The sequence below is a fragment of the Nocardiopsis lambiniae genome (assembly GCF_031845465.1).
Taxonomy (GTDB): domain Bacteria; phylum Actinomycetota; class Actinomycetes; order Streptosporangiales; family Streptosporangiaceae; genus Nocardiopsis; species Nocardiopsis lambiniae.
Genome location: NZ_JAVREP010000004.1, coordinates 333294 through 348591, shown reverse-complemented (window position 1 = coordinate 348591; position 15298 = coordinate 333294). Strand labels below are relative to the sequence as shown.

The following is a 15298-nucleotide window of genomic DNA, read 5'->3' as shown; positions in this document are numbered from 1 at the left end:
CCCCCGCGCCCCCCCCCCCCCCACCCCGGAGAAGGCCGTCCGGTGTCACTCCACGGGGAGGGACCTCTCCTCGCGCCGCACCTTCACCTCGGTGATGGTGCGGCCGTTGGTCCGGGTGACCTCCACGGTCCAGTCGTCGAACTCGACCGTCTCACCGGGTTCCCGGGGGATGTGGCCCAGGACGGCGATGATCAGGCCCGCGACGGTGACGTAGTCGCCCTCGGGCGGGTCGTTCAGGGGCAGGTCGATGTCGGACAGGTCGTGCACCGGGTAGGTGCCGGGGAGCGTCATGGTCCCGTCGTCGTTGGAGACGACGGTGCGGATGTCGGAGTCGGTCTCGTCGTAGATCTCGCCGACGATCTCCTCTAGCAGGTCCTCCAGGCTGACGATGCCGTCGATGCCGCCCATCTCGTTGACGACCACGGCCAGTTGCTGGCGTTCGGCCGTCATCCGGCGCAGGGCCAGGGAGACGACCAGGGAGTCGGGCAGCAGCATCGGCTCGCGGGCCACGTCCCGGACGGAGCCCGTGCCGCGGACCAGGTCGGACCAGTGCACGATGCCCAGGACGTCGTCGAGGTCGTCGTCGGCCACGATCGGCGCGCGCGAGTGCCCGTGCTCGGCGAGCATCCGCGTGGCCTCGTCGGTGGGGGTCGTGGCGGGGATGGTGAAGACGTCGCCTCGGGGGACGACGACCTGGCGGAGCCGGCGGTCGTCGATCTCGAAGGCGCCGCTGATGATGGTGCGCTGCTCGCGGGTCATGCCGCGCTGGGTGGCGAGCATGTCGCGCAGCTCCTCCTCGCTCATCTCCTCGCGCGCAGCGGAGGGGTCGCCGCCGGTGAGGCGTACGACGAGGTCGGTGGACACGCTCAGCAGCCACACGACCGGCCGGGACAGGGTCGCGAGCAGGTTGAGCGGACGGGCGACCATGAGCGCCCAGCCCTCGGCGCGCTGCATGGCGATGCGTTTGGGGGCCAGCTCGCCGAACACGAGGGTCACGAACGTCAGGACGATGGTGACCAGGACCACCGAGACGGGCCCCGCGGCGGACCCGAGGAAGCCCAGCGGCTCGACGAGCGGCCGGGCCAGGGCCACGGCGGCGGTGGCCGAGGCGAGGAAACCGGCGAGGGTGATGCCGATCTGGATGGTGGCGAGGAAGCGGTTGGGGTCGCGGGCCAAGCGGGCGACCGCCCTGCCTCCGGGGCCCCGTTCCTCCAGTTGCCTGATCTGGCCTTCGCGCAGGGTGATCAGGGCGATCTCGCTGCCCGCGAACAGGGCGTTGACCAGGACGAGGACCAGGACGAGGCCGACTTGAACCCCGTAACTCTCCATGACTGTTGTCGTCTCCGATGGTGATGGTGGCGGCGGCCTCAAGGCCGTTTCCGTGCCACCTCACCCTTCCACACCACCCGCTCTCCTTGAGTGAACGGGAGGGCGGGATACGGACGATGCCCTTCCCGGGAGAGGGCGCCCGCTCGGGGAGGACGGCCTTCCCAGGGGTGACGGCGCAGGTCACGGTAGGTGTGCGCGGGGCGGGACGAGACCCCTCGCGTAGGGGGGATCACGGGGCGACCCGTGGCGCGGCGCACGCCCCGAGCCACCGGGGGCGGACCCGGCGTCCCCCTCTTCGCGGGGGCGAGGTGCCCTTCGCGTGGTCGGGAGCTCAACGGGTGCCCCGTCCCGGAGAACGGCCGACCCTCAGCGCAGATCCGCCGCGGTCGCCGGCCGCTCCTCCCACACCGGTGCGGCAGCGCCGTTGAAGAAGGCGACCTCACCCGAGACCCGGATCCGCACCCGGGCACCGATCTCCGGGACCGGGTGCCGGTGCGATCGCGCCTTGACGCGCGTCCCCGTGCCCTCCACCGCGAGGTGCACCACGCTGTCGTGTCCGGCGAAGGTCACGTCGGCGATCCGGCCGGGCACCCCCTCGTCCGCGTCCCGCTCGCCCTCCACCGCGAAGACGATCCGTTCCGGCCGCACCACGACCGAACCCTCGCCCGGGCCGTCGGTCCCCGTGTACGGGGTCAGCGTTCCCAGGGCGCACTCCACCCGCCCGGAGCGCAGTTCTCCCGGGATCACCACCGTCTCCCCCAGGTACGTGGCCAGACCCGCGTCGCCCGGTCGCTCGTAGACCTCGCGGGGAGTTCCGGTCTGCACGATCACCCCCTCGCGCATCAGCGCCACACCGTCGGCGATCGACAGCGCCTCCTCGGGGTCATGGGTCACCAACAGCGCCGTGACGCCCGCGGTGCGCAACACCTGACGCACCTCCTCGCGCAGCTCCGACCGCAGCGCGGGGTCCAAGGCGTTGAAGGGCTCGTCCAGCAGGACCAGGGCCGGTTCGGGGGCCAGGGCACGGGCCAGGGCGACCCGCTGCTGCTGGCCACCGGACAGCTCGTGCGGCATCCGGTCCGCGTACCCGGACAGCCCGACCAACTCCAGGACCTCCTCCGTGCGCCCGCGGCGGTGGGTCCGCCCACGCCGTCCCAGACCGAAGGCGACGTTGCGGGCCACGGACAGGTGCGGGAACAGCGCCCCCTCCTGGGGGACGACGCCGACGCCCCGGCGTTCGGGGCGCACGTGGTTCGACCGGCCTTCGGCGAGGACCCGGTCCCCGACGCTGATCCTCCCGGCGTCGAGCCGCTCGAAACCGGCGACCAGCCGCAGCAGGGTGGTCTTCCCGCAGCCGGAGGGGCCCAGCAGGGCGCCCAGCGAGCCGTCGGGCACCTCCAGGTCGACACCGTGCAGCACACCGGTGCGGCCGAAGGTCTTCTCCGCCTCTTCGACGATGAGACCGCTCATGGAACTCACCTCTCCATCACCGTGGCCTTGCGGCCGAGGACGAACGCGGGTACCGACGCCAGGACGATGAGCATCATCGCGTAGGGGGCCGCCGCGGCGAACCGTCCCACGTTGGTGGCGCTCCACAACCGCATGGAGATGGTCTCCATTCCGGTCGGGTGCAACATCAGGGTCACCGGGAGTTCCTTCATGCAGGTGAGAAAGACGAGCGTGGCCCCGGCCGCCACCCCGGGCGCCGCCAGCGGCAGGGTGATCCCGGTGAACACCTGGGGCGGGGTGCGCCCCAGCGAACGGCCGATCTCCTCCAGCCCCGGCGGGGACTGGGCGACGGCGCTGCGCACCGAGCCGACCGCGGCGGGCAGGAACAGCAGCGCGTAGGCGAAGATCATCAGCGGCAGACCCTGGTACAGGGCGAAGGCGTGGTTGACCGCGAAGTAGACCAGGGACACGGCGACCACCACGCCGGGCATCGAGTAGCCCATCCAGGTCGCGCCCTCCAGCAAGCGCGGGATCCGGCCCCGGTGCCGGGCGGCGAGGATGCCCACCGGCAGCGCCAGGACCAGGGTGACCGCCGCGCCCGCGGCGGACACACCGAGCGTGGTCACCGCGGTCTCGGCCATGCGCGGCAGGTCGAACCCGGCCGAGGAGCCCCGGACGATCCAGTAGGCCAGGCTGACGATCGGGAAGACCAGGGCCGCCGCCGACACCACCAGGAAGGGCAGCGTCAACACGGCCGCCGTCGACACGCGCACCGCGCGGGCCGGGCCGGGCGGGAGGTGGGCGCCGAGTTCGGCGGCGATGTCCCTGGGCGGGCGCCGGCGGGTCGCGCCGGCGCCGAGCCGGCTGAACCGGGCCCGTCCCCGGGCCCGGGCCTCGCCCCACAGCACGACCAGGGTGACCACGACCAGGATGACGCTCAACGAGGCGGCGCTCGCCATGTCGAACCGGTTGGCGTAGTCGTTGTAGATCGCCCTGGTGAAGGTGTCGTAGCGCAGGGTCGCCACGGACCCGAAATCGGACAGGACGTACAGGGCGACCAGCAGCGATCCCGCCGCCGCGGCGGGCTGCACGTGGCGAAGGGTCACCCGGACGAGCACGTACAGGGGTCCCCGTCCCAGTGCGCGGGCGACCTCCTCCTGGTCGCGGTCGGCGGATCGCAGGGCGGCCACCACGGGCAACAGGACGTAGGGGTAACAGCACAGGGTGAGGACGATCGAGGCGCCGAACAGCCCGCGGACGTCGGGGACCGCCTCCATCCACACCATGGCGGCGACGTAACTCGGGATGGCCAGGGGGAGCGTGGCGATCAACGCCCACAGACGCTGCCCCGGAAGCCGGACCCGGGTGACGAGCAGGGCCAGGCCGATCCCCAGGACCAGGCAGCCCACGGTGACGATCGCGGTGAGGACGAGGCTGTTGACGAGGAGTTCGAGGGTGCGGCCGCGCAGGAGCGACCCGACGAGGGTGCCGACGCCGTCGCCGAACGCCTGAAGGAGCACATAGACCAGGGGGAGCACGGCGAACAGCGCGGTGACCCCGGCCAGGAGGTAGAGCGGCAGGGATCGGGGCGGGGACATGACACGGCCGGAGCCGCCCCCGGTCGGGGGCGACTCCGGCGCGGTGCGCTCCGAGGGGACGCGCGTCACTCCAGGCCCGCCTCGCGGAGCATCTCGACGGTCTCGTCCAGGGAGTGCAGGTCGCTCAGGTCGATGTTCGGCTGCTCCAGGGAGTCGAGCTCCTCCAGGCCCTCGCCCAGGGGGACACCCGCCACGAGCGGGTACTCGGAGGTCTCCTGGGTGAAGTAGGTCTGGGCCTCTTCGCCGAGCAGGAACTCCAGGGCGGTCAGCGCGCCCTCGGGGTTGGCCGCGTCGGCGGTGATGCCGGCGCCGGCCACGTTCACCAGGCCGCCCGCGTCACCGGCGGGGAGGTAGTGCACCTCGGAGGTGACGGCGTCGGCGCCCTGCTCCTTGACCCGCTCGTACCAGTAGTAGTGGTTGTTGAGGCTGAGGTCGATGTCGCCCGACTCCAGGGCGTCGAGCATCGAGCGGTTGTTCTCGAAGGTCTGGACGTCGTTGGCGACCATGTCGTCCAGCCACTGGCGGGCGGCGTCCTCGCCCTCGATCACCCGCAGGCCGGTGACGAACGCCTGGAACGAGGCGTTGGTGGGGGCGATGCCCACCCGGCCCTCCCACTCGGGGTCGGTCAGGTCCAGGACGCTGTCGGGGACCTCGTCGACGTCGGCGGGGTCGACGACGATGACGCGGGAGCGGCCGGAGATGCCGACCCACTGGTCGCCGGCGTCGCGGTACTGCTCCGGGACGAGGTCGGTGACCTCGGCGGGCAGGTCGGCGAGCGCCCCCTCCTGGACGAGCAGGCCGAGGGCCCCGGCGTCCTGGGCGATGAACAGGTCGGCGTTGGTGTTCTCGCCCTCGGTGACGATCTGGTTGGCCATCTGGGCGGTGTCGCCGTAGCGGACGTCGATCTCCAGGCCGGTCGCTTCGCGCATCTGCTCGATCAGGGGGTCGATGAGCTCCTGGTCGCGGCCGGAGTAGATGACCAGGGCGCCCGCCTCTTCGGCGGCGCCGTCGCCTCCCTCCGTGGCGGTCCCCTCGCCACCGCAGGCGGTGGCCATCAGGGCGAGGACGGGGACGACGATCAGACCGAGCCCGAACCTTCGGGGTACGACGTTCATCGGGGGATCTCCTACCGAGTTGTGCTGGTACATGGACTCGGCCGGCCCGAGCTCTCTACAAAGGCGAGCCTAACCTAGGCCAGGCTCGCCTTACAATTCGGGGTCGCCATTCGGCCTGCGTGTCGTGTGGACGGCACTCGCGAATGGGGTGATGTAAAACGTTTTTCCTGCTCAGTGGCAGTGGTATTCGCTTCGCCGGGGCATTGTCGGTGACCGGATGCCCGGAGAATTATTGCACTGGATGAATGTATCGACGGCCTTTCCCCGCGGACTCCGAAACGGCGCGCTCCGAGCGGACGGCCGTCCCCGTCGGGGCGCGTCGGTGGTTCCCCGACCCCGTGGGCGCTCGTGCCCCGAGGCCGCCCCCGGGGCGCGCACGGCCCCCGCCCCACCCGCCGCGAACCGGACCCGGGCGCGATGCGGGGACGCACGACACCGGTCGGCCGGGACCGTACCCCCCGGGGCCGATCCGGGAGGCGCGCCGCCGCTGTACGCTGGCCCCGTGCCCGGCCTCCTCCGCTCCCTGTGGGACGAGCCCCGCCCGCCCCACCCGCCGCGGCGGACACGGTGGGACGCGGCGCTCGTGGTCGTGCTCGTCGCCCTCACGTTGCTCGAAGGGGTGCTGCGCCCCGACCTCCCCTGGCGGTCGCTGTCGGTCGCGCTCGTCATCGGGATGACCCCCACCCTGCCGTGGCGTCGTACCCGACCGCTGCCGATGATCGCGATCGCCTTCGGTCTCTCCGGAGCCGTCACGGCGGTGATGGGCGGCGAGGTCGTCGCCCTGTACACGATGGTCGCCTTCCTGCTCCTGCCGTACGCGCTCTTCCGCTGGGGGGCGGGACGGGAGATCGTGATCGGTTCGGCGATCCTGCTCGCCAACGCCGCGGTCACGGCCGTCTTCGACGACGCCGGCGCGGACGACGCGGTGGGCGGGTTCGCGGTGCTGTTCTCGGTCTGCGCCGTGGGCGCCGCCCTGCGGTACCGGGCCGGAGCCAGGGCCCGCGAACTCGACCGGGTCAGGCTGCTCGAACGCGAGCGGATCGCACGCGACCTGCACGACACCGTCGCCCACCACGTCTCGGCGATGGCGATCCGCGCCCAGGCCGGCCTGGCGCTGGCGGAGTCACGTCCCGGTGCCGCGGTGGACGCGCTGGAGGTGATCGAGTCCGAGGCCTCGCGCGCCCTCGCCGAGATGCGCTCGATGGTCCGCGTCCTGCGCCGGAACGCCCCCGCGGACCTGGCGCCCCACCCGCGCGTCGAGGACCTCCACCGGCTCGCCGGAACCGCCCGGACCGGCCCGTCCGTCGAGGTGGAGATCGCCGAGGACCTCGACGACCTCCCGCCGTCGGTCGCGGCGGCCCTCTACCGCCTCGCCCAGGAGGCGGTCACCAACGCCCGCCGGCACGCCCGCGACGCGACCCGTGTCCACGTCCGCGTCACCGCCGACGACACGTCGGTGCGCCTGCGCGTCAGCGACGACGGCGACACCGGCCCCCGGCGGTCCACGGCCGCGCCGGGCTACGGGATCACCGGCATGATCGAGCGGGCCGAGCTGCTGGGCGGCACCTGCGAGGCCGCCCCGGGTCCGGACCGGGGCTGGACCGTGACCGCCGTACTGCCCCGGTCGGGGGTGGCGGCATGAGCATCCGGGTGATCGTCGCCGACGACCAGGAGATCGTCCGCACCGGCCTGGCGATGATCCTCGACGCCCAGCCGGACATCGACGTCGTCGGCCGGGCCGCCGATGGGCGCGAGGCCGTCGCGCTGGCGCGGCGCCTGCGCCCGGACGTGTGCCTCTTCGACATCCGGATGCCCGGCACCGACGGCATCGAGGCCACGCGCTCCCTCGCCGGACCGGACGTCGTCGACCCCCTCGCGGTCGTCGTCATCACCGTGTTCGACCTCGACGAGTACGTCTACGCCGCCCTCAAGGCGGGCGCCCGGGGCTTCCTGCTCAAGGACGCCGGAGCCGAGCTGCTCGCCCAGGCCGTACGGTCGGCCGCCGCCGGCGACGCGCTCATCGCCCCGAGCGTCACCGCCCGGCTGCTCCACGCGTTCGCCGACCACGGGTCCGCCGAACCGCCGGCCCGGCCCGTCGAGCCGCTCACGGACCGGGAGGAACAGATCCTGGCGGCCGTGGCCCGCGGGCGGACCAACCGCGAGATCGCCGACGAGAGCCACATCGCGCTCAGCACGGTCAAGACCCACATCGCCAGCCTGATGGCCAAACTCGGCGCCCGCAACCGCGTCGAGGTCGCCGTGTGGGCCTACGAGACCGGTCGGGTCGGGAGGGGCGCGCGGCGCGCGGGGCCGCCCCGCCCCTGAGCGTCCCCGACGGTCGGACGGGACCGGAACGGCCCACGGGTCGCGTGACCGGAGCGGCCCCCGCCCTCGGGGCCCCGGCCCGAAGTACGACCGCGCCCTCCTCCTTTCGGTCGATCCGGTTCCGGCCCGATTCCCGATGTCCCGCCCGGCCCCCGGACGCCACGATCGAGTCACGGCGGCGGCCACGGTGTCGCCGCCGCGACAGCGAAAGGACCCGCCGTGACCTCCTCCACTCGACGCGAGTGGCCCGTACCCGCCCTGCTGATCCTGCTCAGCGTCGTTCCCGTGATCGCCGGTGCCGCGCGCCTGGGCGAGGTGGCCGTCGGCGCGCCGGTCACCCCGGACAACGCCCGGTTCTTCGCCGACCCGGTCCCCGTGGTGCTGCACATCGCCGCCGCGGTCCCGTACTGCGTCCTGGGCGCCCTCCAGTTCGTCCCCGGCCTGCGCCGTCGGCGATGGCATCGCGTCACCGGGCGACTGCTGGTCCCGCTCGGCCTCATCGCGGCCCTCACCGGACTGTGGATGACCCTCTTCTACGCCCTCCCCGCGATCGACGTCGGGCTGCTCACCGCCATTCGGCTGGTGTTCGGCGCGGCCATGGCCATCGCGATCGTCCTCGGCTTCCTCGCCATCCGTCGCCGCGACGTCGCCGCGCACCGCGCCTGGATGATCCGCGGCTACGCGATCGCCCAGGGCGCGGGCACCCAGGTGTTCACCCACCTGCCCTGGATGCTGTTCCTCGGCCCACCCGACCAACTCACCCGGGCCCTGCTGATGGCCGCCGGTTGGGTGATCAACGTCGCCGTGGCCGAGTGGGTCATCCGCAGGAGCACGGCCGCGCCCCGACGCCCCGCCCCCGCCCTGAAGGGGACGAGCGTCGACCGCGCGTGAGGAACGCCCCCTTCGGAGGGCGCGGCCGAGGCGGGCCCCGGCCGGGCGTGCGTCCTGATCCGCCGGTGGCGGGGCCGCGGCGGCGGGGGCCCGCCTCACGCGGCCCGCACCGATCGGGCCGCTCACACGCCCCGGTCCGCCGTCGGCTCCCGCGCGGATCCCGACGGGGTCAGGGTAGGGCCGATCAGGCCGTTTCCTCGGACTCCGGGCCATCCGGGGTGGGGCGGCCGAGCGTGCGGGTACCGTGCTGAGCGCCCCCGCCCGCACGGCGGCGCACCAGGAGGGGCAGGGCTCCGACCGCGGCGGACACGACGAGTGCGCCGACCCCTACGACCGTCGGCCGCCAGGGCCAGACGCCCCCCTCCGGCCCGCCCGTCTCGACCGGGTATTCGGCGAACTTCGCCGTGACGCGGGCGGTGGCGCGGTCGGTGTGCGCGGCCAGGTCCCGCAGGACCGGGTCGAAGGCGGACTCCCCGGCCGCGGGCCGCACCGTTTCGGGCCGCAGCCCCCGCTCGGCCGCCCAGGAGAGGAGCGGTTCCCGGTCCCCCGCGCCCTGATCGCCTCCGGGGATCACCAGTCGGCTCAGACGCGGCACCTCCCCGTCCACGGGGCGGGCGACCAGCCTGAGACCGTGTCGGGTGGTGATGACCGGCTCCGCGGCGACCGCGACCGTTCGGGTGGCGAACGCCGTCGCCGAGTAGACCTCGAACGCGGCCGACGCCTCGGTCTCGCCGACGCCCTGGACGAGCCCGATGCCGTAGACCGGTCGCAGCCACGGGAAGGCGGCGTTCAGCCCGTAGGGGAGGTCGGCCGGTCGAAGGCGGTGCGCGGGGATCTCGGTCGGTCCGCCGACCGACCAGCCCGGGTAGGCCGTCGCCGCGCCGATCCGCGCGGCCTCGTCCGCACCCGCGATCCGCTCGACGATCCGCAGCGCGCCGACGATGCCCGAGGTCACCCCGGCGGTGGTCACGATGTCCCCGTCATCGACGTAGCGTTGTCCGCTCGTCCACTCGACCCGTGGGTGATCGCGCTCCAACGCCCCCAGCCCGGCCCAGAACGCGGTGGCCCGCCGTCCGTCCAGCAGACCCGCCGCGGCCAGGAGGCGGGAGCCGTCGCAGATGCCGAGCAGCAGGGCGCCTCGGCCGTGCTGGGCGGCGATCCACTCGCGCAACGGACGTTCCGCGTCCCCGGTCGGGGCGACCACCGCCGGAACCACGACCACGTCCGGAGCGGGCGCCGCGCCGCTCGCCACCTCGTCGAAGGTGTGGTCGGGCAGCAGCCCCACGCCACCGGAGAGCGGTACGGGGTCGGGGTCCGCGGAGACGGTGTAGACGAAGAACTCCGTGGAACGGGCGAAGACCTCGTAGGGAGGCAGGACGTCGGCGTTGACGGATCCGGTGGCCCCGACGGCGACGGCGACCACGGTCCGTCCCTCGGCGGGCGCAGCCCGTGGGACCGGTGGCCCGCTCTCGACGGGGTGCGGGGCGTCGACGTAGCTCTGCCCCATGGTCACGGTCACCCCTCCCAGGCAGAGGCCCGCGAACACGGTGAGTGAGAGGGCGCATCCGAACAGGACGCGGACGAGGACGCGCGGAACCGAGGACATGGCGACAACTCCGAGAGTGGGGTGGGACGGCGGATCGGTCAGGGCGCGCTTCGGCGCACCTCCGAGGGAGGGAACCCGTGGCGGGTCCGGAACAGGCGCCGGAAGTGGCGGGGGTCGCGGAAGCCGCAGCGGGCGGCCACCGTCGCGATGGTCAGGTCGGTCTCGCGCAGCAGGGTCCCGGCGTACTCCAGGCGCAGCCGCTGTCTGTACTCCATCGGGGTGATGCCGGTGGCCGCGGTGAAGGCGCGGCTCAGGCCGCGCGGTGACAGGTTCACCGTGGCGGCGAGGTCGGCGAGGGTCTCCTGGGAATCCGGGTGCCGCGCCAGGTGGTCCTGCACCCGGTGGACGGCGGGGTCGAGGTGGTCGCGGTGCCGCAGGAACGGGCTCACCTGGCCGCTGGAGCCGTCCCTGCGCAGGTAGACGACGAGTTGCCGCGCTACGGCACAGGCCATTTCCGGGCCGTGTTCGCGCTCGACGAGGGACAGCGCCAGGTCCGTTCCCGCCGCCACCCCGGCGCTGGTGCTCACGAGCCCGTCGTGGACGTAGAGCACCGCCTCCCGTACCCGGGCGCGGGGATAGCGCTCGCGCATCGGATCGATCAGGGACCAATGGGTGGTGCAGCGGCGCCCGTCCAGCAACCCGGCCTCTCCCAGGGCCGCCGCGCCCGTGCACACCGAGGCGATCCGCGCCCGCGCGCGATGGGCGGTCCTCAGCCACTCCGCCACCCCCTCGGACACCAGGGGCTCGGTGCTCCGGGGGCCCAGACTCGGCCCCGGGACGAGGACCAGGTCGCCCGCGCCGACCGGGGGCGGCGGGACGAGTTCGGCCAACCGCAGCCCCTGCGCCGAGGAGACCTGGGCGGATTCGGCCGCGTACTCGATCCGGTAGGGCGCGCCCAGGTGGGCGGCGGTGTCGAACACCTGTACCGGACCCGCCAGGTCGAGGAGGTTGACGTGGGGGAGTACCAGTACCACGATACGCCCCGTTCCCGTGTTCTCCCTGTCCATGGCGCCCAATCTACGCATGGGCGGGCGGTCCGATAAGGGCGCGGGAGGCCACGGAGCGGACGGATCGGGCACACATGCCCGGCACACGGATCCGCTCTCGGTCGCACGAGGGGGAAGGTTCCCCTCCCGGGTGTGATGGGGCCCGGCATGTCTCGGAATCGCCTCCCGTGCCCATCGGGGATTCCAGGGAGACCGGCACGGAACACGTCGCGGTGGAAGAATTCGTCACCACCGGTGTCAGAAACGCGTGGCCCACCACAAAGTGTGATCGGAGCGTGGGCTGCCTTTGTGATCTCGGGAGCCCGCTTCTTCTTTTACGTCCGGAGCGGATCGGTTTATTTCGGGCTATCTGCGTCATCAGGGGGTTCGAATGATCCCTGGCCGCAGTTTCGCGGCAATATTTTTCCTCTCGGAGATTCACTGAGGGGATCTCGTAGTCCCTGTGTACAGTCTCTTCCTGTGGAGAGGGCTTCGGGCCCCACCCGGGGCTCGGGTCTGTTCAGGCGATATCGAAATATTGATCATGAACGACCAGGGAATGAGTCTCCACGTGTGCCCCATTTCCGGTCGAACGCCCAATTCAGGGAGATGGTGTCCTAGATGCAAGCTACCTCCGCCCGTGCTTACCGGTCGTCGCCTCTGGCGGCGTCCGTATTCGCCCTCCTGCTGGTCCTCGCCATGCTGGGTCTCACGCCGACCGGCGCGCACGCGCAGCCGGCGACGGTGGAGCTCGGTACCGCGGACAGCTTCGCCGTCCTGGCCGGTCAGACGGTCACCAACACCGGTCCCACCGTCATCACGGGTGACCTGGGGGTGCACCCGAACGACGCGGTGACCGGCTTCCCCCCGGGTGCCGTCAACGGAGCGGTGCACCTCGGTGATGCCGTCGCGCTCCAGGCCCAGTCCGACCTGACCACCGCGTACAACGACGCCGCCGGGCGTCCCGAAACCGCCAGCGTCTCCGGTGACCTCGTGGGGCAGACCTTCCTTCCCGGCGTCTACGAGGCCAGTTCGTCGCTCGGACTGACCGGTACGGTGACGCTCAACGCCCAGGGGGATCCCGACGCGGTCTTCATCTTCCAGATCGGCTCCACGCTCATCACCGGATCGGCCAGTGAGGTCGAACTGATCAACGGTGCTCAGCCGTGCAACGTCTTCTGGCAGGTCGGGAGCTCGGCGACGTTGGGGACGAACTCCACTTTCGTGGGCAACGTCCTGGCCCTGACATCGATCAGCGCGAACACGGGCGCCACGGTCGACGGCCGTCTGCTGGCCCGCAACGGTTCGGTGACCCTCGACAACAACGTGATCCAGCGTGCCGACTGCGACGACGACGGCAACGGTAACGGCGACAACGGGAACGGTAACGGGGACAACGGGAACGGGGACAACGGGAACGGCGACAACGGCAACGGCAACGGGGACAACGGGAACGGTAACGGCGACAACGGCAACGGCAACGGGGACAACGGGAACGGTAACGGTAACGGCAACGGGGGCAACGGTAACGGCAACGGGGGCAACGGTAACGGCAACGGGGACAACGGTAACGGTAACGGCGACAACGGCAACGGGAACGGGGACAACGGCAACGGCAACGGGAACGGTAACGGGAACGGGAACGGTAACGGGGACAACGGTAACGGGAACGGGTACAACGGGTACGGATACGGATACTGAAGTGACGCCCATGACCGGGAACGTGGGACGCGGGTTCGCGCTCTGCCCGGGTTCGAAACGAGAACGTTCTCTGTTTCACGAGTGAGCCCGATCGGTCCTGAACCGGCCGCTTCATCCTGGGGGTGAGGCGGCCGGTCCACGTTCGTCCCGACTCGCCCGGCGCATCGCGACGCCGGTCCAGGGACGCGCGAGACCACGTGGCCGGGTGGCGTCCTCAGGCGGTGGCCGACCAGGCGGGGCGCTCAGTGGGACGGGCGGGCGGCAACGGAGCGGACGGTCCGAGCGCCCCCGCCCGCGCCCGCCCCACGGACCCGCTCCCGGCCGACGGGACCGTCGACGCGGTCAGCCCTTGAGGCCGGTGGAGGCCACACTGCGCACGAACCAGCGCTGGAAGACGAGGAACACGAGGAGCATGGGCAGGACCATCATCACCCCGAAAGCCATGATGTCCCCCCAGGCGAAAGGGGGTTGTCCCTGGTAGACGCTGATGGCCAGGGGAAGCGGGCGCACGGACGGATCGCTGACCATGAGCACCGGCCACAGGAACATGCCCCATTGCGTGAGGAAGGACAGGATGGCGACGGTCGCGAAGACGGGTTTGCTCATGGGGACGATGATCCGCACGAAGATCCTCCACGGTCCGGCGCCGTCCAGACGCCCGGCCTCCTCGATCTCCTTCGGGAGCTTCAGGAAGAAGGAGTAGAAGAGGAAGATGGAGAAGGCGTTGGCGATCAGTGGAACGGACTGCACCGCCATGGTGTTGCGGAAGTCGTTGAGCAGGTAGAACAAGGGCACCGCGATGGCCTCGAAGGGGAGTACGAGCAGCGCCAGGACCAGGATGAGGACGGCGTCGCGCCCCCGCCAGCGGAGCCGTGCCAGGGCGTAGGCGGCCATGGAGTTCACCACCAGGCCACCCAGGACGACGACGCCGGTGACGATCACCGACGTGCCGAAGAAGTTCAGGAAGAACCCGGTGCTCGGATCGTCGAACGTGGCGAACACATCGGCGTAGTTGTCCAGGGACAGGTCCCTGGGGACGAAGCCGGACAGACCGTCGAGGACCTGGTCATCGGGTTTGAGGCTGCCGATGAACATGTACAGGATCGGCGAGGCGAAGAGCAGCGTCACCGCGCCCATCAAGAGGTGGTCGAGTCCGCTCCGCACGAGCGGACGGAGTCGGCGCCCCGGTCCGGGGTGCGAGACCCGCGTCCGTCCGGACACGGTCGGCCGGTCGGCGAGCACGGTCATGAGATCTCCCGTTCCTGGGTGACGAGTCGGCGCTGGAGCAGGGTGAGGCCCAGGACGACGACGAAGAGCACGACGGTCATGGCCGCGGCGCGGCCGACGTTGCTCTCCGCGAAGGCGGTGGTCACCGCCAGGTGCATCACCGTGCTGGTGGCTCCGTCCGGGCCTCCTCGGGTCAGGATGTACACCTGGTCGAACAGGCGGAACGACAGGATGGTGGTGACCAGGGCGACGAAGACGAGGGTGTTGCGCAGACCCGGCAGGGTGACCGCCCGGAACCTCTGCCAACGTCCCGCCCCGTCGACCTCGGCCGCCTCGTAGAGCTGTCCGGGGATCCCCTGGAGCCCGGCGAGGATGATGACCATCTGGAGACCGACCCCCTGCCACAGGGACAGCAGCATGATCGACGGCATGGCGGTGCTCGCCTCTCCGAGCCAGTCGTGCGGGGAGAACAGGCCGAAGGTCGCGAACCCGAGCACGGAGTTGAGCATGCCGTCCGGACCGGGATCGAAGATGAGCCGCCAGACCGTCGCGATCAGGGCCATCGGGAAGACGACCGGCATGAAGAAGAACGTCCGGAACACCGGCATGCCGCGCAGCGGACGGTTGAGCAGGAGCGCGAGGCCCAGGGCCGCGGTGACCTGGACGGGCACGATGACCGCGGCGAACAGGACGTTGTTGCCCAGCGCCCGGTAGAAGTCGCCGCTGAACTCCGATGAGACGAGGATGCGCCGGTACTGCTCCAGGGCGAAGAACTCGGGTGGTCGGAAGGAGTCGAGCCGCACGTTGAACAGTGACAGCCCGATGGCCATCGCGAAGGGCAACGCCACGAACAGCACCAGCCCGGCGAGGGCGGGCAGGGCCATCAGCGGCCCCGCCCATTCCTCACGTCGTGCCTTCGGGCGTGTTCTGGGAGAACCCGGCGGAGGGGGAGCGGTCATGGAGGATCCTTGGAGTCGCGGGATTTTCGGGGGACCGTCTCTGGTGGAGGTCGGGTGCCGCACCGGAACCGCGCCCGTCGACGGGCGCGGTTCCGGGCGGACGGCGCGGCGC

Annotated in this window: 12 protein-coding genes; 4 read left to right on the top strand and 8 right to left on the bottom strand. The window is 71.7% G+C overall.

Annotation, left to right across the window (positions count from 1 at the left end):
* Window positions 1–45 precede the first annotated feature (45 nt).
* From RM479_RS09150 to RM479_RS09135, 4 genes are all read right to left on the bottom strand, one after another.
* Window positions 46–1329: a hemolysin family protein gene (locus RM479_RS09150; protein ID WP_311511291.1), complete on the bottom strand. Its 1284-nt coding sequence runs from the start codon at window positions 1327–1329 to the stop codon at window positions 46–48.
* A gap of 366 nt (window positions 1330–1695) precedes the next feature.
* Entirely contained in the window at window positions 1696–2799 is a 1104-nt protein-coding gene (locus tag RM479_RS09145) for an ABC transporter ATP-binding protein (RefSeq protein WP_311511290.1), read from the bottom strand.
* 5 nt (window positions 2800–2804) lie between these two features.
* Window positions 2805–4445 (bottom strand): ABC transporter permease, encoded by a 1641-nt coding sequence (locus RM479_RS09140; protein ID WP_311511289.1) that lies wholly within the window; start codon window positions 4443–4445, stop codon window positions 2805–2807.
* Entirely contained in the window at window positions 4442–5491 is a 1050-nt protein-coding gene (locus tag RM479_RS09135; protein ID WP_311511288.1) for an iron ABC transporter substrate-binding protein, read from the bottom strand. Before RM479_RS09135 ends, RM479_RS09140 begins: the two co-directional genes overlap by 4 nt.
* Before the next feature lie 502 nt (window positions 5492–5993).
* On the opposite strand from RM479_RS09135, the gene RM479_RS09130 reads away from it, so the two are divergent.
* From RM479_RS09130 to RM479_RS09120, 3 genes are all read left to right on the top strand, one after another.
* Window positions 5994–7133: a sensor histidine kinase gene (locus RM479_RS09130; RefSeq protein WP_311511287.1), complete on the top strand. Its 1140-nt coding sequence runs from the start codon at window positions 5994–5996 to the stop codon at window positions 7131–7133.
* Entirely contained in the window at window positions 7130–7816 is a 687-nt protein-coding gene (locus RM479_RS09125; RefSeq protein ID WP_311511286.1) for a response regulator transcription factor, read from the top strand. Before RM479_RS09130 ends, RM479_RS09125 begins: the two co-directional genes overlap by 4 nt.
* A 219-nt stretch (window positions 7817–8035) precedes the next feature.
* Window positions 8036–8707 (top strand): DUF2306 domain-containing protein, encoded by a 672-nt coding sequence (locus RM479_RS09120; RefSeq protein WP_311511285.1) that lies wholly within the window; start codon window positions 8036–8038, stop codon window positions 8705–8707.
* A gap of 184 nt (window positions 8708–8891) precedes the next feature.
* Here the strand turns inward: RM479_RS09120 and RM479_RS09115 are convergent, their stop codons facing one another.
* Window positions 8892–10313 (bottom strand): DJ-1/PfpI family protein, encoded by a 1422-nt coding sequence (locus tag RM479_RS09115; protein WP_311511284.1) that lies wholly within the window; start codon window positions 10311–10313, stop codon window positions 8892–8894.
* A 38-nt stretch (window positions 10314–10351) separates the two neighbouring features.
* On the bottom strand, window positions 10352–11320 hold the full coding sequence (locus RM479_RS09110; protein ID WP_311511283.1) for a GlxA family transcriptional regulator: 969 nt from the start codon (window positions 11318–11320) through the stop codon (window positions 10352–10354).
* Between the two features lie 600 nt (window positions 11321–11920).
* Here RM479_RS09110 and RM479_RS09105 point away from each other — a divergent pair.
* On the top strand, window positions 11921–13000 hold the full coding sequence (locus RM479_RS09105) for an ice-binding family protein (RefSeq protein WP_311511282.1): 1080 nt from the start codon (window positions 11921–11923) through the stop codon (window positions 12998–13000).
* A 342-nt stretch (window positions 13001–13342) separates the two neighbouring features.
* On the opposite strand, the gene RM479_RS09100 is transcribed toward RM479_RS09105, so the two are convergent.
* Both RM479_RS09100 and RM479_RS09095 read right to left on the bottom strand, forming a co-directional pair.
* Complete coding sequence (locus tag RM479_RS09100; protein WP_311511281.1) at window positions 13343–14248, bottom strand: carbohydrate ABC transporter permease; 906 nt, start codon at window positions 14246–14248, stop codon at window positions 13343–13345.
* Window positions 14245–15186: a carbohydrate ABC transporter permease gene (locus RM479_RS09095; RefSeq protein ID WP_311511280.1), complete on the bottom strand. Its 942-nt coding sequence runs from the start codon at window positions 15184–15186 to the stop codon at window positions 14245–14247. Before RM479_RS09095 ends, RM479_RS09100 begins: the two co-directional genes overlap by 4 nt.
* Between the last annotated feature and the right edge of the window lie 112 nt (window positions 15187–15298).